The organism is Hymenobacter nitidus (assembly GCF_020447315.1).
Taxonomy (GTDB): Bacteria; Bacteroidota; Bacteroidia; order Cytophagales; family Hymenobacteraceae; genus Hymenobacter; species Hymenobacter nitidus.
Genome location: NZ_JAJADQ010000010.1, coordinates 107297 through 129707, shown reverse-complemented (window position 1 = coordinate 129707; position 22411 = coordinate 107297). Strand labels below are relative to the sequence as shown.

Genomic DNA, 22411 nt, shown 5'->3' with positions numbered 1-22411 from the left:
ATAACCCTTTGATGTCGAAGCCTTTCCCGGCTCCCTACCCGCGATGATTAACACCAACCTGAAATTCTGGCGGCGCGAACTGGCCCTGACTCAGGCTCAGATGGCCGAAAAACTAGGTATCAAACGCTCTCTAGTAGGCGCTTACGAAGAAGGCCGAGCCGAGCCCAAGCTCAGCACGCTGGTCAATATGGCCCGCCTGTTTGGCATCAGCCTCGACTCGCTGGTGACCACCGACTTCACCAAGAAGAGCGCCCAAAAAGCGGCTTTGCGCCAACTGGAGCCTGCCACTACTACGCCCGAGCCCCCCTCACCCCGTCCGGCCAACGGCCTGCGCATTCTGGCGCTTACCGTTGATAAGGAGCAAAACGAGAACATTGAGCTGGTGCCGCTGAAGGCCGCCGCCGGCTACCTCAACGGCTACGCCGACCCCGAGTTCATCGAGGAACTGCCCAAGTTTCGCCTGCCCATGCTCGGCAGCGGCGGCACCTACCGCGCCTTCGAAATAGCCGGCGACTCGATGCTGCCCATTGCCTCGGGCACCGTTATCGTGGGCCGCTACGTCGACGACTGGATGACCATCAAGGATGGCACGCCCTGCATCGTGGTCAGCAGCAAGGAAGGCATCGTGTTCAAGCGCATCTTCAATAAGCTGAAAGACGGCGCCACGCTTTCCCTGCACTCCGACAATCCTGTGTATTCGCCCTACGAAATCGGGGTGGAAGATGTAGTGGAAATCTGGGAAGCCAAGTCCTACATCAGCAGCACGTTCCCCATTGCCGACCTCTCGCTCTCGCGCCTGGCCAGCATCGTGCTCGACCTGCAGCAGCAGATGAGCACCCTGAAAAAGGCCTAGCCTCACAGGCCGATCAGCGCCGCGCCGCTTGGCGCCACTTCATGCAAGGCTCACTCGTACTTCTTACGGGTGAGCCTTGCTGTTTGCGGGTGGTTTCTAACTTCGCCGGGCTTTGGTGCGTATGCCGTAGGCAGTTTGCTCCCATAACCACACCCCTGAAACCCATGCTGAAGTATATCCCTGCTACCGACCGTCATCATGCCGCGCCCGTGAGCTGGCTGAGCAGCTACTTCCTGTTCTCCTTCGCCGACTACTACGACCCCAACAATATGCACTTCGGGCCGCTGCGGGTGTTCAACGACGACAGCATCGCACCCAACTCGGGTTTTCCGCAGCACCCGCACTCCGAAATGGAAATCGTGACCATCGTGCTGGACGGGGAGGTAACGCACGAGGACACGATGGGCAACAAAACCACCATTCCGAAAGGCGAGGTGCAGCGCATGACGGCCGGTACCGGCCTGGCGCACTCCGAGTTCAACCGCTCGGATAAGCCCCTGCACATCTACCAGCTGTGGTTTTTGCCTAACCAGAAAGGTCTGGCGCCCAGCTACGAGCAAAAGGACCTGGACCTGCTGGACAGCAAAAACGAGCTGATGCCCATCGTGTCGGGCCAGAAAGTGCTGGAAGACGTGGTGTACATGAATTCCAACTCCACCATCTACTGGGCCAATCTGAAGGAGGACAAGGAAATAGAGTTCAAGACCTTCCCGATTCGCAACACCTTTATCTACGTCAAGGAAGGAACCATCTACGTGAACGGTACCGAGCTGGGCCCTAACGATCAGGCCCGCATGACCGACGAGCACGTGGTGCAGATCCGGGCCCAGAAGGATGCGCAATTTATCCTGATTGACTTGCCGGCCGCCGAAGCCAACTACTAGGCGCCGCCTCATATGCGTAACTAAAACGAGAAAGCCGGGCCCGCGCCCGGCTTTCTCGTTTGGGGGCACCAGGAGCTGCCCCAGGCAAGCACGCGGAAAATACGCGCCTGGGTAGTCCAGATGCGCCCTTGGAAAATGCGTAGTCCGCCGCTTTGTCCCGGCCGTCCGGGTAGGGCAGGGCAAAGCCTCGCACCACCCGCGAATACTACACGTGGCGGGCCGCCTTCAGCAGGCGGCTTATGCAGCAGGGAACGGCAATGGATGGGTTACAGTCCGCAGCACCTGACAGCCTATTCTTTCTTTCCAGTAGCACGCTTAGAGTGCTGTTGAAGTGAATCGTTACCGAAACAGGGTGTTTGACAGCTTACTTCGCCGCACTATCTGCCGCGGGCTTAAACACGTGCCGGAAGGCCTTGAGCGCTGCCGGGTGGTAAATGGTGCCGTGCGTTTCGGTGGGCAGGGGCTCGTAATGCCAAGTGAGCGTGGGCTGGGCCGAAGCCTTCAGGATTTCGGCGAGCCGCTGCGTACCGGCCACAATTTCGGACTCGTTGCTCGACGCCAGATACAAGGTTTTGGCCGGGCCTTTATACGTTTGCAGCGTAGCCGCAGCCTGCTTCACCAGCTGCTCGTTGTTCCACCACAGGCTGGGGTCGAAGGCCAGGTAGTGGTCGAACAGGGTGGGCTCCAGCAGCAGGGTTTCCACCACGAACAGGCCCGCCAGGGATTCGCCCACAATGGCGGTTTCGTTGGTGGTGCGGTAGCGCTGCTGGATTTGCGGCATCAGCTCCTGGCGGATAAACTGACGGAAAGCGGCCGAGCCACCTACTTTGGGCGCAATCTTCTTGTCTTTCTCGTTGGTGGTGGGGCCGGTCAGGTCGCGGCGGCGCTGGGTGTTTTCGATGCCCACCAGGATGAAGGGCCGCATGGTGTTGTTGCCCACCGAAACCTGCACCAGGCCGGCCACGTGCAGAAAATCCTCGGCCAGGCCGCCGTCGGGCATATACAGCACCGGCAGCCGCAGCGTCTTCGAGTCGGCGTAGCCCGCCGGCAAATACACGTTGATGCGCCGCGTCTCGCCCAGGGCTTTGGACGCAAGGGTAAATGTATGGCCAATAGCCAGGGGAGTAGCTTTGCTTTGGGCAGTGGCTGGAGCAACAAAAGCGGTGACAAAAAGCAGGAGCAGAAGCCCTGGGCGAAGTAAGTGAGAACAGCTATTCATGGAATACGAGTGAAATCGGGAATGACAAAGCCCGGCGCTACCGGGCTTTGTTGCTTAACTGCTACAGCTGCGTTTGCCAAACGTCAAGACAATAGGCGGCTTCCTCATCAACCGCTGGCAGGCCGTCCCAAGCAATTTCTTCGGGGTGGTGGGCACTCAGAAACGATGCTAGAATAGTGCTGAGGTCAGGAACGAGCCGAACCTTACAGCCAAAAGGTAAGGCTGCTTGGGCGGCAACGAGACTAAACCGCAGCTGCGCCGCCAGCTCATCGTGCCAACAGTAAAACTGCATCGGGTAGCCGTTGCCCCGTTGCGTCCGCAGCTGCTCCCGCTTCGCGGCCACAATGCGCAGGATCAGCTGCCGCAGATCCTCAATGGTAAGCTGCTGGGCCTGGTTGGCAGTCAGAGACAACGAATGCTGGTTGTGTTGGGCCTCCTGGTGCAAATCAGCTATACCTGAACCCAGGAAGAGGGTCGTAAGGAAAAAGTCCCTTTCTACTTCCGCAACAAACACCAGTGCATCACTCATGGCAGATAATCAAAGAGTTACATCGTGTACTTGCGGCCCTTGTTCTGCTCTTTCAAGTAGGCCATCAGGGGCTGGAAGTAATCCACCATGGCGCGGGCCGAGAGGTCTTCGCCGGTTTTCTCCTTGAGCACGGCGCGCCAGTCTTTGCTGGCCCCCGGCCGCATGATGTCGGCCAGGAACGTGCCCACTTCCTTGCTGCCGTAGTAGTTGGTGGCGTGCGGGTCCTGCTTCAGGATTTTCTTGGCAATATGGTCGTGGAGCTGGAACAGGATGACGTAGCTCAGGGCGTAGTCGTAGTACTGGGCCGGGTCGTCGTTGATGTGGGTTTTGGTGGCCGGGTCCAGGTACTGCTCCCCGCGGGTAGCGGGCGGCACGATGCCCTGGTACTTTTTCACCAGCTCCCACCACTTGGCGTTGAGCTGGTCAGCGGGCAGGTTGTCGGCGTAGAAGCTGTTTTCCCACTCGCTCATCACCCCGGAGGAGAAAGGAATGAAGGTCACGTAGTTCAGGGCTTCCTTCAGCAGCGTCTGGGTCTGGTCGGTCTTGGCTTTAGCATCCTGCAAACCTAGGCCCACCAGGAAAGGCTTCTGAGTGGCGGCCAACCCCATCAGACTGCCCATGGCCTCGTGGTAGGCGCGGTTGGCGCCGCCCCGCAGCAGCATCGGCACCTCGGGGTTAGTGTAGGTGAGGTAGTAGTAGATATGGCCCAGCTCGTGGTGGGTGGTTTCGTACCACTCGGTATTGGGCTCCACGCTCATCAGGCTGCGCACGTCGTTGTTGAGGTCCATGTGCCAGGCCGAGGCGTGGTTGTTCTTCTTATAGGTGGCGGTTTTGGGCAGCGGGTAGAGGCTGCTTTTCTCCCAGAACACCGGCGGCAGCGCCTGGAAGCCCAGGCTCTGGTAAAACCGCTCGGCCTGCTTCACCTGCCACTCCGCGCCTTTCTTAGCCAGCGTCGCGTCCAGATTCACACCTTTCACGTCCACCATGGCACTCCAGTCCTGGCCCCAGCGGTTGGGCACCCAGGAGGCGGGCAGGTAGTCGGGCACCTGCTTCTGGCCGTACTTTTTGGCCAGTTCGTAGCGGGCGTAGGTGTGCAATTCGCGGTAGAGGGGCCGCAGCTCCTCGTTGATTTTGCGCACCAGCTGCATCATTTCCTCCCGGCTCATGCCGTAGTCGGAGGCCTGGTAGGTGAAGTAGTCGGGGTAGCCCAGGGCCTGCACGGTCTGGTTGCGCAGGCCGCGCAGGTTCAGCAGGCCGTTCTTAAGCGTAGGGCCGATGGCCTTGCTGGCTTCCCAGATGGCCTGGCGCTTTTTGGGGTCTTTTTCCTTGCGCAGCAGCTCGTCCAGGTCGTTGGTCGTCACCGACTTGCCTTGGTACTTGTAGTCGAAGCCGTAGAGCTTCTCGGTCTGCTGGGTTTCGGCCTTGATGCGGCGCTTCACCACCTCGGCAATGGTCTGGGGCGAGTTGGCGGCGTTGTACAGCGCCGTTTGCAGCTGCTTGATCTGGATTTCCGAGAGCTGGTCCTTGTGCTCCAGCAGCTGGCGCAGATCGGCAATGTTGCGGCTGCTGCCCGTGAAGGCGGCCATGGCCTCGTTGGCGCGGGCCGTAGCGGCCGAGTTGGTGGTGTCGCCGGCCACGATGCGCGTGTTGGAGCGCCATTCCGCCTCCGCCGACTGGGTGTAGAGCTTCTGATACTCGGCCGAGTAGTTCTGCAAAAACTCATCGGCCTGCCGGCCCCAGTCGACCGGGGCGGGTGGGGTAGCGGCCTGGGCGGGAGCAGCATCGGCCGCCGGCGTAGTTGCCGTGGTGGTTTTGGCCGTGGGCGCGCAGGCCCAGAGCGCCGAGCCCAGCGTAGCCAGAGCCAGACCGGAAATCAGTGGTTTTTTCATTGGAAGGAAAGTAGACCGGAAAGGGCAACGTGGTATTTCGCTGGCTAAAATAGCCACTTGCCGGCAAAATGGTCCCGAAGCCGGTCTTTGCCCAGAGTATTTGCTCTGCCTTGGCTCAGGAAGTACAAAGAGCCGTTGTCATTGCGAGGCACGAAGCAATCCGTCCTCTGCTGGTGATAACCGCCCTTTTACCAGAAAGCCCTTTATCGGTGGTTCGATAAAGGGCTTTCCACTTTAAGGCGTTCTGCACATTTCAGAGGACGGATTGCTTCGGCTTGCGCCTCGCAATGACAAGTGGGCTCACCATGACTGGTGTTTTCCTGTCGTGATACGGAAAAACCTACGCCGCCTGGGTCGACTCGTGCTGCTGCATGTGGCACTCTTTGTACTTCTTGCCGCTGCCGCAGGGGCAGGGGTCGTTGCGGCCAAACTTGCGCTTGGAGCGCAGCGTCTTCAGCCACTCGCGCGGGTCGATGGCGAAGCGCAGGAAGCGTTTCTTCGGGTTCTGGCGCAGGGCCCGGCTCAGGAGCTGGTACAACTCAGGGTGGTTTTCCTGCAGCTTCTCGGGCTTCTCGAAGAAGTACTCCGTCACGACGGCGAAAAACTCGGCCTCGTTGGTACCCGCGTAGGAGTTGATTTCCGACTTGCCGTCCCGGATAGCCTCAATCTCGCGCGCCATCACCTCGGCCCAGGGCTGCAGCAGCTCGGGCGGCAGGGCCAGCTTGGGCACGCCGTCAATTACCCCGTCGGCCTCGTCGAGCATGTGGGCAAACTCGTGAATGCCCACGTTCTGCTTATCGAGCCCGTCCTTGAAGCCCTGCTCGAGCGAGGCTTTCGACAGGTGCATATAGTGCTGGTTCTGGAAGCCTCGCACCGAGCCCAGCAATTGTCCTTGCAGCGGGGCTACTTCCCGGTTCGGGTCGCGGGCTTCCTTCCAGGCGTCGGGCACGATGAGCACCTCGCCCAGGTTGCCGTACTCCCAGTCGCGGAAGCCGAAAATGGGAATGATGGCCGAGGCTGCAACGAGGATGCGCGTCACGTCATCCACCTCGGTTTGCAGGCCGGTAATGCGGGTCTGGGCCAGAAATACCTGCACTTCCCGCTCGAAGCGCTTCTTCTCATCCACCGTGAGCGAGAGGTAGAACGCCACGCGGGAGGCCAGAATCTGCCGCCACTTCTCGGGGAAATCTGCGGCCAGGGCGGCGGCCTTCACGCGGGCGTCGCGGGTGACGTAGCGGTAAAACAGGAAAATAATCCCGGCCAGCACGGCCAGGTACACAAGATAATTCATGGCCCGCTAAACGGGTAGCCCGGGTTTTAGTTCTGAATTAGGGCTTGGGGCCGCATTAGCGGTGAGCTCATCCGGATTGCGGCCCAACTGTTTGGTCTTTCTTAGGGTAGCGGGGCCGGGGCTTTCAACGTAACATCGGGATTCTTGCTCAGGCGGTAGCCCAGGCTCAGCCGCAGGGCGTGGTTGCTGCCGACAAAAATGCCGGAAAGGTCATCTTCCTTACTGGCGATGTACATCTGCCCATCAAAATTAACAGTTAGGCGCTGGTAGCGCCAGCCCAGGCCCACATTGGGAAAAAGAGTTGTGCTGGCAAAAATCAGGTCGTCTTTGGGCACACTGTAGTTGCGGCCGCTGGTGGTCGTAACGCTGGCACTCGATTCGAATACTGAATTGAGCTCATACCCGACCGTAAGCAGTAGTTGATGCTCGCGCGGGAGCTGCATAAAATAGCGCACTCCAATCCGGGCCGTGCCCATCGTGGCTCGGTAGTTAAACTCGGTGGTAGATTCTGCTTTGGTTACCGGGTCATACGCGTAGTGGGCTCCCTGGCTCTTGAACCGGCTCAGGGTTAGTTCGCCGTAGATGGCCGTTGTGCGGCTGGGCTGCAGCAAATCGGCGTAGAGCCCGGCGAACGGGTGGGTTTCGCAGTCGACGCACTTGCCAGCCAGCCTGGGGGAGCCGCTCTCGATGCGGTTGTAGCGCATGCCGGCCACCAGTCCGCCCTGCAGCGACAGGCGCCGCCGGGGCTTGGCCTGGGGCAGCCACTGACGGCCGGGCACTCGGGCTGCGCCACATTCCTTGTTGTACAGCTCCACGAGCTTCACCAGGCTCTTGGGGGTAAACAGCGTGGTCGGAACCGCCTCACTGGCCGCGGCGCACGTTCCGAAATACACCAGCAATTGACCTTTGTAATTGTTGGCGTCCATCATCACGTTTTTGGTCTTGGGCAGGTCCCGCAGGTATTTCCGCTCGCTCAGTTCCAGAGTTGGGCGTCCTTGCTGCACCAGAAAGTAGTGTTGGGCCCCGGGCTGGGCTACCCGCAACAACGACACGTCGCCTTCCAGCAGCACTTCCGCCAGTAGCGAATCAATCTGGGAACTAGGCTTGTAACTGTGACTCAGGCGCTCGATGCGGGTTTCGGCCTGGTAGTCGATGGGCAGCGCCTCGTAGCGGAAATAGCGGTCCCCGGTGAAGCTGACAACGCGTAGCTGGCGCGGCTGAAACACCTGACTGGGGCTGCTGGGCGAGAACCGGAAGCGGATGAACGTAGGCGGCTCGACCCAGAAGCCATTTTCAATTTCACCCCGCAGGGTGTCGCCCGTGCTGCGCACCAGGTAGCCCGGCTCAAAGGCCTGGGCCTGGGTGCCATAGGAAAGTAGCGCAAAACAGGCAGCCAGGAGTAAGCGTCGAATCATAAGCTAAGAAGCCAAGGGTACTATAATTGGGTTAAATGCTCCCGCAGCCGCTCGCGCAGCAAATCAATGAGCAGCGGGGCCAGAAACTGGAATTTGTCGGGAATGCGCAGGTTGATAATGGGCTTGCCGGCTAGGGCCTCGCCGAACTTGTCGCGCAGAATATCGGCGTGGCGGCGCTCCATCACGAAAATCACATCGGCCCAGCCGATATGGCCCGCGGCCACGCGCACCCGCGCGCCCGGCTCGGTGCCGGCCGAGCGGGCTTCGTAGTGCGGGTGCTCGTCGAAAAGCCGCTCGGCCGTGAGGCTACGCCAGCGGTTCTGGCTGCAGATAAACAGCAGCTGGCGGGCCTCAGCGGGCAAGGGATTCTCCTTACTCAACGACCGAAACGCGGATTTTACGGCCCTTAATCTTGGCGCCCGTCACGCGGTTGGCTACTTCCTGGGCCTGCTCGCGCGGTACGGCCACGTAGCTGTAGTGGTCGAACACTTCGATGTGGCCGACGGCGTCGCGCTCCAGGCCGCCGTGGGCTACGAAGGTACCCACCAGGTCGTGGGCACTGACTTTGTCGCGGCGGCCGGCCGATACGTGCAGGGTGGTGCTGGTGGGGCGGGGGGCCTTGGGCGCGGCAGGCGGCAGCTTGGGCGCGTGCATATCCGTCCACTGGATGGTTTCGGCCACGGGCCACTTCTGCACGTGCTTCTGCTCGTGGGGCGTGGCCAGAATGTGGGCTACACCCTCGGCGCCGGCGCGGGCCGTACGGCCGGCCCGGTGCTGGAAGGAGTCGGCCTTGTCGGGCGCGTCGTACTGAATTACCGTGTCGAGGGCCGTCACGTCGAGGCCGCGGGCCGCCACGTCGGTGGCTACTACCACCTGGCTGGAGCCGTTGCGCAGCTTCATCAGGGCTTTGTCGCGCTCGGGCTGGGGCATTTTGCCGTGCAGCACCTCGGCCGCTACGCCGCGGCCCTGCAGGAAGCGGGCCAGCTCGGAGCACTTTTCGCGGGTGTTACAGAAAATCAGGGCGCGGCCGGTTTCGGGCAGGTGCAGCAGGTGCAGCAGGGCGGCGGGCTTTTTCTCACTGGGGCCTACTTGGCCGCGTAGGGTGAGGTTTTCGGGCAGTGAGCCTTCATCTTCGCCGGCATTCACCACGCGCGGGCGGGTCAGGTTCTTGCGGATCAGGTCCAGTACCTTGTCCGACATCGTAGCCGAGAACAGCAGCGTCTGGCGGCGGCGCGGCAGGCGCTTGATGATTTCCACGAGCTCATCCTGGAAGCCCAGCTCCAGCAGCTTGTCGGCCTCATCCAGAATCAGCACTTTGAGCTGGTTGGGAATGATGGTGCGGCGCTCGAAGTGGTCGAGCAGGCGGCCGGGGGTGGCTACCACAATGTGGGGGGCCTGCTTCAGGGCCACGGTTTCGTCGCGGAAGGCGTGGCCGCCGTAGAAAGCCGCCACGCGCAGGTTCGCAGTGTATTTACCAAGCTTTTTCAGCGCGTCGCGCACCTGCAGGGCCAGTTCCCGGGCGGGCACCAGCACAATGATCTGCACCGCGTCGAGCTTCAGATCCACCTGGTGCAGGATGGAAAGGCCGTAGGCAGCCGTTTTGCCCGAGCCGGTGGGCGCCTGCCCTACCACGTCCTGCCCGGCCAGCGCCATCGGAATAACTTGCTCCTGAACGGGGGTAGGGACGGTGAAATTCAGCTCTTCCAGGGCTTGTATCAGGGTAGGCGCGAGGCCAAGGTCGGCAAAAGAGGGCATGCGAAACGATATAGTACCCTGCAAAGGTACGGCGGATTTCGGCGGGAGTGGTAATAGACCATCGGCCGGGTGCCCGCAAAGGCATGGGGCCGGGCGCTGGGTGCGGGCCGGGGTGAGAGGCGTTAGAAAAGAGTTGTTGTTTATTTATAAATATTTGAAAATAAACAATAAAATCAAAAAGCAATTTGTTGTTTATTATTAGCGAGCATAAAAATAAACAACAAATTGATCGGGGTAACAGTACCACGGCGGCTGGCGCTGCCGGGGTAGGCAGGTACGCAGCGAGCCGGAACCCCGGGGCAGTTGTTCCGCGAAAAGGGTCGGCTTAAAGCGGGTTGCGGCATTGCCAGCCCAGGTCATGTGGTGGCCACTAGCTGCCCGCGCAGCCACCGTCGCACGGGCTCATCGTAGAGTTTGAGGCTGGCGTAGGCCAAGACTACTGCCGCGCCAAAGGTGAGCAGGGCCACGGGCAGGGCCTGCTGCCAACTCGGCTTGGTGGCACTGACCCAGGCCGTGTAGGTGTAGATAAGCGGGTAGTGGGTGATGTAGATGGGGTAGGAGATGTCGCCGAAGAACTGGCAGAGGCGGGTGGGGCCGGCCCCGGTGATGTGCCCACTAGCACCCAGCCAGACCACCAGAGGAAACAGGATGACGATGCTGAGCGAATCGTAGAGGCCGTTCAGCCACAGATCATTGGCCCCGCCCACCCGGGGGAAGGCCAGCACCAGAATCAGCAGCAGGCTGCACCACAAAAAGGCGTGCTTCACGCGGCCCAGCGTGGCGACCCGGCACAGCAGCAGCCCGGCAAAAAACGGGTATAGCATCCGGGTAAAGCCCACGCGCAGCTGGGTAGGGTTCAGGGACCAGCCCCCGACCACGTCGCCGGCGGGGCTGCTGACGGCGAAGTGAATCAGGGCCGCGCCGGCCAGCACCACCAGTGCGGTGAGGGCAGGGCGGGAGAATTTGCGCACGCCCAGCGCGTACAGCAGGTTGGCCAGGTACTCGTAGAACAACGACCAGCCGGGCCCGTTGAGCGGGTGCATCTCGTGCCAGCCCCGAACGTCCATCGACAGGGGCACTGGCAGCAGGGTGCAGCCGATGGCCAGCACCAGCAGCAGCTTCCACCCCGGCACCTGCCCGATGCCCGGAAACACGGGAGAATCCTGGAAGTAGAATAGGGCGGCCCCGATAAGCATACCCAGCACCACCAGAGGTTGGAGGCGGATAAGGCGGATGCGAAAAAAGTCCCGCAGCGTCATACTGCTCCACCGGTCATCGTAGGCATAGCCAATGACGAAGCCCGAGAGCAGAAAGAAAAAGTCGACGGCCAGGTAGCCGTGGTTGATAACCTGGTCGAGGTGGCTGGTGGCGTGGGCCTCGCACAGGTGGAAAGCCACGACCATCAGCGCGGCTACGCCCCGCAGCCCGTCCAGAATAGCATAGTGCGGCTTGGTGCTTGGGGTAGTAGGGGTTGCAGGCGAGCGTAACTGAGTTTCCATAGGCATTCACGGGAATACATATTCTGCTGGGCACCGGGCAGAAGGCGCCGGCCCGGACTAAACTTAGCAACTCTCTTTATCTATATACTACAGCTTAGATAAATACTGGCCCCGCCTCCCGGCCGCAACGGCCCCCCGGCGGTTACCAGCTGCCGGAGGCCCCGCGCTTTTTCTCCTCGGGCAAATCGACCAGGCGGTAGCGCACGGCGTTTTTCTTGGGCCGGATATCCATGCCCACGTAGTGCGCATACACCTTGGTGAAGCAGGCGCCGAAGTAGAAGATCATGGCCGAGTAGAACACGAACAGCAGCACCAGCACAATGCTGGACGCCTGCCCGTAAATCGGGCCCAGGTTGCGCGGTACCAGCAGGTGGCCCAGGGCAAACTCCCCCAGGTCGATGAGCACGGCCGTCAGGATGGCGCCGCGCAGCACGGCTTTCCAGGGTACGTGGGCATAGCTCAGGTTACGAAACGTGACGCCAAACCAGACGGCCAGAATCAGCAGCGAGACGGCCTGGCTGAGGCCCTGAATCAGGTAGTAGCCGAAGTTGGGGTCGAAGTCGCGGATGTAGTCGGCAAAGACGGCCAGCAGCGCGTCGCTCAGAAACGCCGCCAATGATAACAGGGCCGTGGTCAGGAGCAGGCCCAGGGAGCGGCTGCGTTCCTTGAGCATCTTGCTGAAGCGGCCCGTGGCGCGGTTGGAGCGCACCTGCCAGAGCTGGTTGAGCGAGTTCTGGATGACCACAAACAGGGTGGTGGCAATAAAGAGCAGAAATCCGAAGCCCAGCCAGGTCAGCAGGCGGCTGCGCTCAATGTTGCTCACGTTCAGCAGAATTTGCTCCACCAGCTCGGCCGCCGACGTGCCCAGAATGGCCGACAGCTTGCGGAGCAGGAGTTGTTTGATGCCGGAGGTTGAATACACCGAGCCCAGCAGCTGAATCAGGATAATCAGGATGGGCGGCAGGGCAAACGTGGTGAAGAAAGCCGTGGCGGCCCCCAGCCGGAGCGGGTCGTTCAGGGCAAACTCCTTGGCGGCGCGGCGCAGCAGCAGGAAGAAATCTGTCCAGACTTTTCGCCGGGGCTGCCCCGGCTGGCGTACATTTGTCATCGGTTTCGCGTACGAAGTTCAGCGCAAAGCCGTTTGGTGCGAAGAGCGAAGGTAAGGTGCCGGCGTCGTACTGCCCAGACTCTTTCTACTCCGCCTTGTCCGTGTCGTTTTCTGCCCCGCCTGCGCTGCCTTCCGCGCCGCCCCAACGCCCCAGCTGGTGGCGCCGCGTGCTGGAACCCCTGCGCAACATTCTGCGCCAGGGCCTCACGCCGCCCCAGCTGGCCCTCACCGTCGCCCTGGGCGTGCCCCTGGGGCTGGTGCCCATTCTGGGTATTACCACCGTGCTGGCCACATTTGCCGCCGTGCGCCTGCGCCTGAACGTGGCGGCCCTGCTCATTATCAGCCACCTGATGAGCCCCTTACAGCTGCTGGTGCTTATTCCGCTGCTGCGCTGGGGAGCTCGTCTGCTCGGCAACGGCCAGGGCCCCGAGCTGACGATGGGCCAGCTGCGCACCCTGTTTTCCCACGATTGGTCCAGTGCCCTGAGCCTGCTGTGGCGGGCCGGGGCCGGGGCCGTGCTGCTTTGGGGCGCCCTATCGATACCCCTGGGGTTGCTGCTGTATTTCGGGCTGAAGCCGGTGTTCCGGCGCCTGCTGGCCCGGCAGGCCGCTACGCCCGCCTAGCCCGGTGTGCACCCACAAAAAAAGCCCCGGCCATAGCGGCCGGGGCTTTTTTTAAGGAAGAAAAGTCTGCCTACGCCTCGGCCCGCTTGTAGACGGGTTCGGCCTGCAGGAAGTACTGGTTCAGCGGCTCGGCCGAGGTCTTGTCCAGCACCATCACGTCGACCAGGTCGTTTTCCTGGATGTTGCCCTGCATCACGGGGCCCATTTCTTCGAGGAAAGCCGGGTCGTTGTCGTCGGTGTAGAAGGCCAGCAGCAGGCGCGAGGGGGTGGCGTTGTCCTGGAAGTGCACCACGGCTACGTGGGCCGTTTCTACCTGGGGCTTGCTGAGGGCAAATTCCCGCAGGGCCGCCACGATTTTGCTGTGTTCCTCGGTAGGCGCGCCCAGCATCACCTGCACGTTGCCGGCCGGGGCCTGGGCCAGGTCGCTGTTCAGCAGTTCGGCAATTTCGTTGGCGGGCAGCATTTTACCAACGGTCGAGAAGGGGTTCAGGGCGCAGTCGGCGCCTTGCACCATCTGGAAGAAGTCGAGGCCGCGCAGGCGCATGAAGGGGAGCGTGTCTTCGGTGCCTTCAGCTTCAAAGATTCGTTCCTTGGAGGTAAAAACCGGGATTTTACCGTCGTTCAGCACCTGCAGCTGGATTTCCATGCCTTCCACCGGCGCTATTTCGCCCATGGGCTGGCCTTCCTTCGGAATGGTTACTACAAAGACTTCCTCGTTGAGCAGAGCCTGGTAGAAGCCGGGGCGGAACTCGGGCATGGTCGCGGCGTTGAACAGCAGCTGCTCCAGCACGTTGTTGGGCTCGAAGTGGGGCATGCTGGGCAGCTCCGGAATCGGGAGCTGGGGCGCGGGCATGGCCGGAATCGGCGTGGGCGCGGCGGGAGTAGGCGAAGTATAGCTGGCGCCTTTGTAGCGCGGCCCGGCGGGAGCCGGCGCGTCAGCGGCGGCTCCGGGAGTGGCCGGTGCCGGTGAGGGAGCCGGCGTCTGCGGTGCCGCCGGTTTGTTGGATTTCAGAAAGTCGAAGAGACCCATAGGACGAAGTAGATTGGATATGCAAGCTAGTGAGGTTTGCGGAAGAATGCCGCCAAAAATGCTCCTTGCTATGACTTTTGTGGTAGCAATTTGGTTCCCAACGGGTTCCTGCGCCGGCTACTGCCCGTCGCTGGCCCCGCAGGCCCGCAGCTGCTCGGTCACTTCCCGGATGGTGAATATCTCGCCCTGGTTGCCCCAGGAAGTTTGCACAAAGTTCAGGATGTTGGTAATCTGCGAGTCGGTCAGGTGCGAGTCGGCCGCGGGCATCACCTGGTTGTAGTCCACCCCGTTCACAATGAGGGGCCCTTGCAGGCCTTTGCGCACCAGGCAGGCCAGCCCGTTGCGGTTCTTGGTCAGGTAATCGGCGCCGGCCAGGGGCGGAATCAGGCGCTTGAGGCCTTCGCCCTGGGCGCCGTGACAGTTCGAGCAGTGGCTGGCGTAGAGCGTGGCGCCCTCGTTCTGCCGGTTGGAAAAGCAGCTTCCCACGCTGACTGCCACGCCCAGCAACGCCAGGCCGCGCAGATACCATACGGGCTGCTTCAGCGGCTTCATTGGGCTTTTTTCTGTTTGGCGGCCTCCTCCTGCAACAGAATCGGCAGTTCCTTGATCAGGCGGTCCACTTCCTCCTTCACCATTCCGTCGTACACGCCGCGGATGTGACGGTCGGAGTCAATCAGGGCAAAGGTACCGCTGTGGGCGTAGCCGCCGGGCACGCCGCTGTCCTTCTGGGCGGCCGTCATGTAGCGGCTGGCCAGGCTGAAAATCGTGTCGTGGGGGGCGGTAGCGAAGTGCCAGCGGCTGGCGTCCTGAATGCCCAGGCGCTGGGCGTAGTCGCGCAGCACCGGAATTGAGTCGTGGGCCGGGTCGATGGTGTGCGACAGAAACGACACCTGCGGGTTGCCCTTGAACTGCTCATACACGCGCAGCAGCTCGCTTTGCATCTTGGGGCAGATGCTGGGGCAGGTGGCGAAGAAGAAATCGGCCACGTAGACCTTGCCGGCAAAGGTCTGGTTGGTAATGGTCTGCCCGTCCTGGTTGGTTAGCGTGAAGCTGGGAATGGCGGCGAAGATGGTATCGGCCGGGCCGCCGTCGGCGCGGGGCCGCACGTCCCGCTCCCCGATAAAGGGCAGGGTCTGGGCCGTATCGGGTTTGTCGGAGCAGGATGAAAAGGCCAGGGCGCCGGCCACCGTCAGCAAGGCAACGGACAGGGCATGGCGAAACGAGGAAGAAATCATTGAGCGGGAGTGTTAGAAGAGGGAGCAGCCTGCTGTAAAACCAGCTTGGCCGAGTCAAGGTTCTGGCGCATCAGCCGGCCCACCGAATCTATTTTCAGCTGCTGGGCGGCAAAGTAGGCCAGCTGGGTCGGGGTGGCTACCGAGTCGGCCGGCTTGCGGTACTGGTGCATCCAGCCCATCATGGCTGCGTCGGCCGTGAGCAGGTTGCGGCGCTGCCGGCCGGCCAGGGCCGTATCGGGCAGGGCGGCTTTTTGCAGCTTCTGGCGCAGGTCGTACAGCTCGCCCATCCGGGCCATGAGCGTGTCGTGGCTGGCCAGCACGGCCTGTTCGGCGGCGGCAACTTGCTGCTGCTCATCGGGGCCGGGGCTGCAGGCGGCCAGCAGGGCTACCGACGCGGCGGCCAGCAGCAGAGAAGGACGGAAAGTAAACACGCGGCAAAGGTAAGCCACGCGGCCCGCACTAGCATGGTGGAGTGGGGGCCTCAGCGCAGCGGGGCCGTCGTCAGCGGCGTCACGGGTGTTTCACTCGGCACCCGCCCCTGGAAGTGGGGCATCGACACGTTGGGCAGGCGCGGCAGCACGTAGCGGGCAAAGTAGTCGGCCTCGCCCAGCAGGGGGTAGCCCGAGAAGATAAAGGCCCGGAACCCCATGTCCATGTAGCGGTTGAGCTTCTCCACAATCTGGTCGGGGTTGCCGACTAACGCCCCGCCGGCCCCGGAGCGGGCCTTGCCGATGTCGGTCCAGAGCAGGGGCTCTACGAAGCCTTCCATGTCGGCGTGCTCGCGCAGCTGGTTTTGGCGGTGCACGCCCAACGACCACGAATCCTGGGCCCGGCCCTTGATTTCGGCCCCTTTCACGGGGTCAAACTTGGACATGAGCTTTTGGGCGTAGGCCCGGGCTTCGTCCTCGGTTTCGCGCACGATGACGTGGATGCGCAGGCCGAAGTCAATCTGCCGGCCGTGGGCGGCGGCGCGGGCGCTGAGGTCCTGCATCGTGTCGTAAAGCATTTCCTCGGTTTCGGGCCACATCAAAAACATGTCGCAGTACTGGGCGCACACGGCCCGGGCGCCTTCCGAAGTGCCGCCGAAATAGAGTAGCGGCCCGCCGTTCTGTTGGTAGGGCTTGGCCGGGTCGGCGGGCATATCGAACTGGTACAATTCGCCCTTGTGCACGATGCGCTCCTGGGTCCAGGCCTGGCGCAGGATTTCGATGGTTTCGGCGCAGCGCTGGTAGCGCAGCTCGGGCACCTCACGCAGGCCGGGCAGGTCGGAGTTGATGATATTGATGGTCAGCCGGCCCTCCAGCATGTGGTCGAGCGAGGCCAGGGCCCGGGCCAGCATGGGCGGATGGATTTCCCCGGTCCGGATGGCGGTGAGCAGGTTGATGCGCGAGGTCTGGGGCGCAATGCCGGCGGCAAAGGTCATCACATCCTGGCCCACGGTGTAGGACGTGGGCAGCAGGATGTTGGAGTAGCCCAGCTCCTCGGACCGGAGCACAATGTCGCGGCAGTGGGCCCAGGAACTGCGGTAAGCCCCGTCGAGCACGCTTAGATACTGGGTGTCGCCGCCGCAGAGGTCGTCAAACCAGGATATTTCGGCCACCCGCTGCGGGGTGCGGATGGCAACGGGGGAAATGGGAGTGGAAAGCATCGGCAGAAATCAGGACCGGCAACACCGGATAAGAACGGAGGAAGAGTTAACCGAAAAGGGAACCAAGCTACAACCGACCAGGGGAGCTGGCACGGCGCCGGTTGGAAAGAAAGTACAGCACCAGCCCGACTACGGCCACGCTAGTCACGTCGCGGGCCTCATTGGCCGCACTGTTCGAGAGCAGCCACAGGCACAAGGCCACGCACAGCACGGCTACCACCGGGCCGCCCAGCACGCGAAACGGGGCGGGCCACGCGGGGTGGCGCCGCCGCAGCACCGGCAGAGCGGCGCAGGTCAGGGCAAAGTAGGCCAGGCGGATAATGGTGCTCAGGGTCAGGGCGTAGATGAAGGTGCCGGAAATGGCCAGTACGAGCTTCAGCCCCGCCGACACCAGAATGGCTACGTAAGGTGTGCGAAACCGCGGGTGCGTGGCCCCAAAAAACGCCGGAATCTGTCCCTGCTCGGCCAGGGCAAACAGTAGGCGCGGACCGGTGAGCATTAGGGCATTGAGCGTGCCCAGGGCCGTAAGCATGGCCGCCGCGGCCACGAAGGCCGCCCCAAGCGGGCCCAGAAACTGCTGGGTGGCGCTGGCCAGGGGCCGCTCGGCTGAGGCCAGGTTGGGCAGGGTGCCGATGCAGACCACTTGTACCAGCAGAAACAGCACGGCCACGGTGGCAATGGCCGTGAACAGGGCAAAGGGCACGTTGCGCTGGGGCTGCTGGATTTCCCCGGCCGGAATAGCAGCCACGTCGAAGCCCGAAAAGGTGAAAATCAGCAGCAGCACGGCGCTGGAAAAGCCCGAATAAGTGGGCGCCACGGCAAAGGAAAACGCCTGCCAGTCCACGAAAAACAAGCCGACCACCGTGAACAGAATCAGCAGCAATACCTTGCTGACGGTAAACACGTTGTTGGCCACCGCCGCCCGCCGCACGCCCACCAGGTTGAGCAGCGTCAGGGCCGTAATCAACGCCGCCATCAGCAAGCCGCGGCCCAACCCCGCGCCCACGCCCGGCCAGAAGTAGGCCGCGTAGTCCACGAACAGGTTGCAGAGCGCCGCGAAGCTCGCCAGGCGCGACACCCACAACAGCCAGCCGACCTCAAAGCCGACCAGGGGCCCGAAGGCTTCCCGAGCGTAGAGGTAGGGCCCGCCGGCCCCGTTGAAGCGGCTGCTGACTTCGGCAAAGCAGAGAATAATCAGGGCGACAATAGCGGCGGCAGCTACGTAGGCCACCAGGCTGTAGTCCCCGACCAGGGCATAAATCTTGGCCGGCAAACCCAGAATGCCGGCCCCGATGGTGATGTTGACGATAAGGGCCACGAAGTCCCAGCGGCGGATACCGCGCACCAGATCAAGCCGCGGCGCGGCGACGGGAGCAGAAGTCATGCAGAAGCGAAAAGCGGAAGGAAACGGGCGGCCCACGGGCTACCACTACGCGGTATTCAGGCAGTTGCGGGGCAACAACAACAGCGGCGGGTTTCAGTCAGCTTGACGGGGTGCATGCGGGCAAAAAGAGGGCAAAGAAACCGAAGTTAGCTGCCAATTTTACGGGTGGTCTAACCGCAGCCAGAGGCGGCAAATATAGGCAGGGAAGCGAGGAACGCAAGGTTTTCGGTCCGCACCAAGCAGGAGGGAAGTTTCAGTAATCTACCCGGGTGAAAAATAATATTTGCGTTTCTGAATTTCGCGTCTTTACCTTTGGAGTATCAATTCTTGAGTTCATCAAAGGATTGTTTTTATACAGAGGCGTGGAGAGACAGGCTCTATGAAACGCCGGCAACCCCCGGACCATCCGGAACGGTGCCAAGTCCTGACCATATAAAAACAACAACGCCGTGAAAGCCTTTACCAGCTCCCTCGCCTTCGTGACCCCCCGCGCTGCCCTGTCAACGGGCTGTTGTGGCATGCGGTGTTGCGCGGTCTGTATGCCCGCGCCGGGCTTGAGCTGCTAAGGATCAGGTACTTCCTCGTTTTCCTTCTTGTTTGCTCGCGTAGTCGGCTGACCTAGCACGTTGGCTGGCTGCACCCTCGCTTGGGCTGCATTTGCGCCCTGCGGGCCCGGCTACAGCCGTTCCGGACGGTTTAGAGCCCGGGCCACCCAGATTCATATTTCTGGCCACTCCATTCTGCCTTCTCATAATTCTATTTCAGCGGCTTTAGTTGGCTGAAACAGTCCGACTGTGCACGAGTCGGGCGCAGGGAGAGAAGCAACCAGTTTTTCGACATTTTTCTACTCGTTCGGCTTCGCAGGCAGCGTTGCGCTGGGCAGACTTCGGCCTTTATAGTCGTTGGGTTTAGCTGCGCAAAGTGCTGTAAGCCTGATGAAAACGAATCCGGGTTGTCGAAAACGGGACGGATTGGCCGGGAGCAGTATGCTCCATCAAACCGCCATTCATTCCTATGAAATCCTTTACTTTTCTGGCGGTGCCAGCCGCCCTCGTGTGCCTGGCCAGCCCTGGCTTTGCCCAATCGGCCGACGCGCAAACCGTTACCGGTACCATTACCGACGCCACCGACCGCAGCCCCTTACCCGGCGTCACGGTCGTGGTGAAAGGCACCACCGTCGGGGCCTCCACCGACCCCAGTGGGCAGTTCACCCTGAGCTTGCCAGCGGGCAGCAGTACGTTGGTCATCAGCGCGGTGGGCTACGAAACCCAGACCGTGAGTGCCGCCGGTGGCACGGTGCGCGTTGCTTTGAAAGCCGACGTCAAGCAGCTGTCCGAGGTAGTGGTGACGGGCTACAGCGAGCAGAACCGCAAGACGCTGACCAGCGCCATTAGCTCGGTGCGGGGCGACGCGCTGAAGGACATTCCCGCCGCCAGCCCCGACCAACTGTTGCAGGGCAAGGCGCCGGGCGTGCAGGTATCGGCCAATTCGGGCGTGCCGGGCGGCGGCATCTTTATCCGTATCCGGGGCAGCAACTCGGTGAATGCCAGCAACGACCCGCTCTACGTGGTCGACGGCGTGTTTATCAACAACACCAACCTGATTGCCACGGGCCTGGGCAACCAGGTGTCGTCGAACCCGCTGGCCGATATTAATCCGCAGGATATTGAGAGCATCGAAATTCTGAAGGACGCCAACGCCACGGCCATTTACGGCTCCCGTGGGGCCAACGGCGTGGTGCTGATTCAGACCAAGCGCGGCAAAGCCGGCGACAAAACCCGCATTACCTTCAACACCTACCACGGCTGGTCGAAAGCCGCCAAGCAGTACGATTTGGTAACCGGCCCCGAGCTGGCGGCGCTGGAAAATGAGCGGTTCCTGAACGACGGCGGCAACCCGGCACAATTGCCCTACCGCCCGGTGGCCGCGGGCGGGCGGGGCTTGCCCGAGGAGCAGCCCACCTTCGACCGGCTCTCCGACGTGTTTCGCACAGCCCAGACTCAGAGCTACGAATTATCAGCGGCCGGGGGCTCGGACAAAACCCAGTTCTACATCGGGGCGGGGTATTTCCAGCAGGAATCCATTGCGCGGCCCAGCGCCTTCGACCGGTTTTCGCTGCGGGTGAACCTGGATAACTCGGTGACTGACAAGCTGCGCATCGGCACCAGTACGGCCCTGGCCCGCACCCACCGCAACGTGAGCAGCAACGACAACAACCCGGTGGGCGTCATCAACTCGGCCCTGTTTCCGCGCACCAATCTGCCGGTGTATAACCCCGACGGCTCCTACGCCAAGTACGGCTCCTTCGACAACCACCAGGCCCTGATTGACAACCTGAACAACGACGCGGTGGGCACCCGCATTATTTCCAACGTCTACGGCGAGTACCGCTTCCTGAAGAATCTGACGTTGCGCAGCAGTTGGAGCATCGACTTCAACGACATGTACGAAAACAACTTCAACAACACCCTGATTCTGGCCGGCCAGCCCCGGGGCACGGCCTCCTCCTTCCTGTCGCGCGACATTACCTTGCTCAACGAGCAGACGCTGAACTATAACGTCGAGCTGGGCGAAAACCACTCTCTGCAGGCCCTGGTGGGCAATACCCTGCAGCGCAATACCTTTCAGCGCACCAGCCTGGCCGGGCAGCAGTTTCCCGGCAACGACCTGACCACCATTGCCTCGGCGGCTACCCAAACGGGCTCTTCGTCCCGCTCCCAGGCCGGACTGGTGTCGTTTTTTGGCAAGGCCACCTACTCCTACAAGAGCCGCTACACCGCCGACGTGAGCGTACGGGCCGACGCTTCTTCCCGCTTCGGGCGTGACAACCGCTGGGGCTATTTCCCGGCCGTGGGGTTAGGCTGGCGGTTGGGCGAGGAAGCCTTCATTCAGAGCCTGAATATTTTCCAGGAGCTCAAGCTGCGGGCCAGCGTAGGCAAAACTGGCAATCAGGCCGGCATCAGCGACTTTGCCGCCCTGGGCCTCGTGCAGGGTGGGGCCAACTACCTCGACTTGCCCGGCACGGCCCCGTTGCAGCTGGCTAATCCCAACCTGAGCTGGGAAAGCACCCGGCAATGGAACGTGGGCCTGGATGCCGCCGTGCTCAACAACCGGGTGCTGCTGGAGCTGAACTACTACGACAAGTACACCTCGGGCCTGCTGCTGAACGTACCGGTGCCGCGCAAAACCGGCTTTGCCTCGGTGGTCGAAAACTACGGAGCCGTCAGCAACAAGGGCTTCGAGGCCCAGGCGACGGTGAACTGGCTGGCGAAAGGCGCCTTGCAATGGAGCACCACGGTAAATGTGTCCCGCAACGTAAACCGCATCGAGAAGCTGGCCGCGCCCATTACCACCGGCTCCCGCGACATTTTCCGCCTCGAAGAAGGCGCGCCGCTTTATTCGTTCTGGCTTTACCACCAGACTGGCGTGGACCCCGAAAGCGGCGACGCCCGGTACGAGGACGTGAATGGGGACGGGCTGCTCTCGGTAGCCGACCGGCAGCTGGTGGGCAATGCCTGGCCCAACTACTTCGGCGGGCTGACCAACTCGGTGACTTATAAAGGAGTGGATTTTGGCTTTTCACTCAACTTCGAGCAGGGCGCCAAAATCATGAACATGAACCGCTTCTTCCTCGTGCACGGTGGTACCCAGAGCAATATTGGCTACCTGCGCGAGCAGCTCGACCGGTGGCAAAAGCCCGGCGACCAGACCGACATTCCGCGCCTGACGACCAACGCGGCCAGCAACAACTACGGCGGGGTGGTGCAAAACCTCAGTGACCGATACCTCGAAGACGGCTCCTTCCTGCGTTTGCGCACCCTCACGCTGGGCTACACCATCCCGAAGGAAACCCTGGCCAAGGCCCGCCTGAACTCGGTGCGCGTGTATGTGCAGGCCGCTAACCTGTTCACCCTCACGCCTTATTCCGGCCTCGACCCCGAGGTCAATTCCCAGAGCGGGGTGAGCAACACCAAAAACTTCGACTGGGCCACCGTGCCCCAGCCCCGCACCTTCCAGGTGGGCGTTACAGTCGGACTCTAAAACGGACA

General features: G+C 61.8%; 19 protein-coding genes and 1 riboswitch. Of the genes, 4 read left to right on the top strand and 15 right to left on the bottom strand.

What is annotated here, in order from left to right:
* The first annotated feature begins 43 nt into the window (after positions 1 to 43).
* A complete protein-coding gene (locus LGH70_RS18135; RefSeq protein WP_226188533.1) occupies positions 44 to 853 on the top strand; it encodes a LexA family transcriptional regulator in 810 nt (269 codons plus the stop codon).
* Between the two features lie 164 nt (positions 854 to 1017).
* Positions 1018 to 1737, top strand: a complete 720-nt coding sequence (locus tag LGH70_RS18130) for a pirin family protein (protein WP_226188531.1) — start codon at positions 1018 to 1020, stop codon at positions 1735 to 1737.
* Between the two features lie 364 nt (positions 1738 to 2101).
* On the opposite strand, the gene LGH70_RS18125 is transcribed toward LGH70_RS18130, so the two are convergent.
* From LGH70_RS18125 to LGH70_RS18085, 9 genes are all read right to left on the bottom strand, one after another.
* The gene (locus LGH70_RS18125) at positions 2102 to 2956 is read right to left on the bottom strand and encodes an alpha/beta hydrolase (RefSeq protein ID WP_226188528.1); all 855 of its coding nucleotides are present in this window, start codon (positions 2954 to 2956) and stop codon (positions 2102 to 2104) included.
* A 61-nt stretch (positions 2957 to 3017) separates the two neighbouring features.
* Positions 3018 to 3485: a hypothetical protein gene (locus LGH70_RS18120; protein ID WP_226188526.1), complete on the bottom strand. Its 468-nt coding sequence runs from the start codon at positions 3483 to 3485 to the stop codon at positions 3018 to 3020.
* 17 nt (positions 3486 to 3502) lie between these two features.
* A complete protein-coding gene (locus LGH70_RS18115; RefSeq protein ID WP_226188524.1) occupies positions 3503 to 5374 on the bottom strand; it encodes a M2 family metallopeptidase in 1872 nt (623 codons plus the stop codon).
* A 340-nt stretch (positions 5375 to 5714) separates the two neighbouring features.
* Entirely contained in the window at positions 5715 to 6665 is a 951-nt protein-coding gene (locus tag LGH70_RS18110) for a M90 family metallopeptidase (RefSeq protein ID WP_226188522.1), read from the bottom strand.
* Positions 6666 to 6766: 101 nt separating this feature from the next.
* Complete coding sequence (locus LGH70_RS18105) at positions 6767 to 8080, bottom strand: hypothetical protein (RefSeq protein WP_226188520.1); 1314 nt, start codon at positions 8078 to 8080, stop codon at positions 6767 to 6769.
* Positions 8081 to 8100: 20 nt separating this feature from the next.
* On the bottom strand, positions 8101 to 8460 hold the full coding sequence (locus LGH70_RS18100) for a low molecular weight protein tyrosine phosphatase family protein (RefSeq protein WP_226188518.1): 360 nt from the start codon (positions 8458 to 8460) through the stop codon (positions 8101 to 8103).
* Positions 8453 to 9835: a DEAD/DEAH box helicase gene (locus LGH70_RS18095; RefSeq protein WP_226188517.1), complete on the bottom strand. Its 1383-nt coding sequence runs from the start codon at positions 9833 to 9835 to the stop codon at positions 8453 to 8455. The genes LGH70_RS18100 and LGH70_RS18095 overlap by 8 nt, the downstream gene beginning before the upstream one ends.
* Before the next feature lie 356 nt (positions 9836 to 10191).
* Entirely contained in the window at positions 10192 to 11334 is a 1143-nt protein-coding gene (locus tag LGH70_RS18090; RefSeq protein WP_226188516.1) for an acyltransferase family protein, read from the bottom strand.
* Between the two features lie 142 nt (positions 11335 to 11476).
* The gene (locus tag LGH70_RS18085; RefSeq protein WP_226188515.1) at positions 11477 to 12442 is read right to left on the bottom strand and encodes a YihY/virulence factor BrkB family protein; all 966 of its coding nucleotides are present in this window, start codon (positions 12440 to 12442) and stop codon (positions 11477 to 11479) included.
* A 101-nt stretch (positions 12443 to 12543) separates the two neighbouring features.
* On the opposite strand from LGH70_RS18085, the gene LGH70_RS18080 reads away from it, so the two are divergent.
* The gene (locus LGH70_RS18080; RefSeq protein WP_226188512.1) at positions 12544 to 13065 is read left to right on the top strand and encodes a DUF2062 domain-containing protein; all 522 of its coding nucleotides are present in this window, start codon (positions 12544 to 12546) and stop codon (positions 13063 to 13065) included.
* A gap of 70 nt (positions 13066 to 13135) precedes the next feature.
* On the opposite strand, the gene LGH70_RS18075 is transcribed toward LGH70_RS18080, so the two are convergent.
* The 6 genes from LGH70_RS18075 to LGH70_RS18050 all read right to left on the bottom strand — a co-directional run bounded on the left by LGH70_RS18075 (position 13136) and on the right by LGH70_RS18050 (position 18362).
* The gene (locus LGH70_RS18075) at positions 13136 to 14095 is read right to left on the bottom strand and encodes an enhanced serine sensitivity protein SseB C-terminal domain-containing protein (RefSeq protein WP_262905401.1); all 960 of its coding nucleotides are present in this window, start codon (positions 14093 to 14095) and stop codon (positions 13136 to 13138) included.
* Between the two features lie 117 nt (positions 14096 to 14212).
* Positions 14213 to 14647: a c-type cytochrome gene (locus tag LGH70_RS18070; RefSeq protein WP_226188510.1), complete on the bottom strand. Its 435-nt coding sequence runs from the start codon at positions 14645 to 14647 to the stop codon at positions 14213 to 14215.
* On the bottom strand, positions 14644 to 15330 hold the full coding sequence (locus LGH70_RS18065) for an SCO family protein (RefSeq protein WP_226188508.1): 687 nt from the start codon (positions 15328 to 15330) through the stop codon (positions 14644 to 14646). Before LGH70_RS18065 ends, LGH70_RS18070 begins: the two co-directional genes overlap by 4 nt.
* Complete coding sequence (locus LGH70_RS18060; RefSeq protein ID WP_226188505.1) at positions 15327 to 15761, bottom strand: hypothetical protein; 435 nt, start codon at positions 15759 to 15761, stop codon at positions 15327 to 15329. The genes LGH70_RS18065 and LGH70_RS18060 overlap by 4 nt, the downstream gene beginning before the upstream one ends.
* 50 nt (positions 15762 to 15811) lie before the next feature.
* Entirely contained in the window at positions 15812 to 16978 is a 1167-nt protein-coding gene (locus LGH70_RS18055) for an LLM class flavin-dependent oxidoreductase (RefSeq protein ID WP_226188503.1), read from the bottom strand.
* A gap of 67 nt (positions 16979 to 17045) precedes the next feature.
* Entirely contained in the window at positions 17046 to 18362 is a 1317-nt protein-coding gene (locus LGH70_RS18050) for an APC family permease (RefSeq protein ID WP_226188500.1), read from the bottom strand.
* A gap of 347 nt (positions 18363 to 18709) precedes the next feature.
* A riboswitch (SAM riboswitch) is annotated at positions 18710 to 18801 on the top strand.
* Between the two features lie 575 nt (positions 18802 to 19376).
* Between LGH70_RS18050 and LGH70_RS18045 the strand changes: the two genes are divergently transcribed.
* The gene (locus tag LGH70_RS18045; RefSeq protein ID WP_226188498.1) at positions 19377 to 22403 is read left to right on the top strand and encodes a SusC/RagA family TonB-linked outer membrane protein; all 3027 of its coding nucleotides are present in this window, start codon (positions 19377 to 19379) and stop codon (positions 22401 to 22403) included.
* The last annotated feature ends 8 nt before the right edge of the window (positions 22404 to 22411 follow it).

Bases quoted from the DNA above. Each gene is read 5' to 3' on its own strand.
- LGH70_RS18075 (WP_262905401.1), bottom strand. From the start codon at position 14,095: ATGGGTCTCTTCGACTTTCTGAAATCCAACAAACCGGCGGCACCGCAG.
- LGH70_RS18120 (WP_226188526.1), bottom strand. From the start codon at position 3,485: ATGAGTGATGCACTGGTGTTTGTTGCGGAAGTAGAAAGGGACTTTTTC.
- LGH70_RS18115 (WP_226188524.1), bottom strand. From the start codon at position 5,374: ATGAAAAAACCACTGATTTCCGGTCTGGCTCTGGCTACGCTGGGCTCG.
- LGH70_RS18085 (WP_226188515.1), bottom strand. From the start codon at position 12,442: ATGACAAATGTACGCCAGCCGGGGCAGCCCCGGCGAAAAGTCTGGACA.
- LGH70_RS18045 (WP_226188498.1), top strand. From the start codon at position 19,377: ATGAAATCCTTTACTTTTCTGGCGGTGCCAGCCGCCCTCGTGTGCCTG.
- LGH70_RS18135 (WP_226188533.1), top strand. From the start codon at position 44: ATGATTAACACCAACCTGAAATTCTGGCGGCGCGAACTGGCCCTGACT.
- LGH70_RS18090 (WP_226188516.1), bottom strand. From the start codon at position 11,334: ATGGAAACTCAGTTACGCTCGCCTGCAACCCCTACTACCCCAAGCACC.
- LGH70_RS18055 (WP_226188503.1), bottom strand. From the start codon at position 16,978: ATGCTTTCCACTCCCATTTCCCCCGTTGCCATCCGCACCCCGCAGCGG.
- LGH70_RS18125 (WP_226188528.1), bottom strand. From the start codon at position 2,956: ATGAATAGCTGTTCTCACTTACTTCGCCCAGGGCTTCTGCTCCTGCTT.
- LGH70_RS18110 (WP_226188522.1), bottom strand. From the start codon at position 6,665: ATGAATTATCTTGTGTACCTGGCCGTGCTGGCCGGGATTATTTTCCTG.
- LGH70_RS18070 (WP_226188510.1), bottom strand. From the start codon at position 14,647: ATGAAGCCGCTGAAGCAGCCCGTATGGTATCTGCGCGGCCTGGCGTTG.
- LGH70_RS18130 (WP_226188531.1), top strand. From the start codon at position 1,018: ATGCTGAAGTATATCCCTGCTACCGACCGTCATCATGCCGCGCCCGTG.
- LGH70_RS18050 (WP_226188500.1), bottom strand. From the start codon at position 18,362: ATGACTTCTGCTCCCGTCGCCGCGCCGCGGCTTGATCTGGTGCGCGGT.
- LGH70_RS18065 (WP_226188508.1), bottom strand. From the start codon at position 15,330: ATGATTTCTTCCTCGTTTCGCCATGCCCTGTCCGTTGCCTTGCTGACG.
- LGH70_RS18095 (WP_226188517.1), bottom strand. From the start codon at position 9,835: ATGCCCTCTTTTGCCGACCTTGGCCTCGCGCCTACCCTGATACAAGCC.
- LGH70_RS18105 (WP_226188520.1), bottom strand. From the start codon at position 8,080: ATGATTCGACGCTTACTCCTGGCTGCCTGTTTTGCGCTACTTTCCTAT.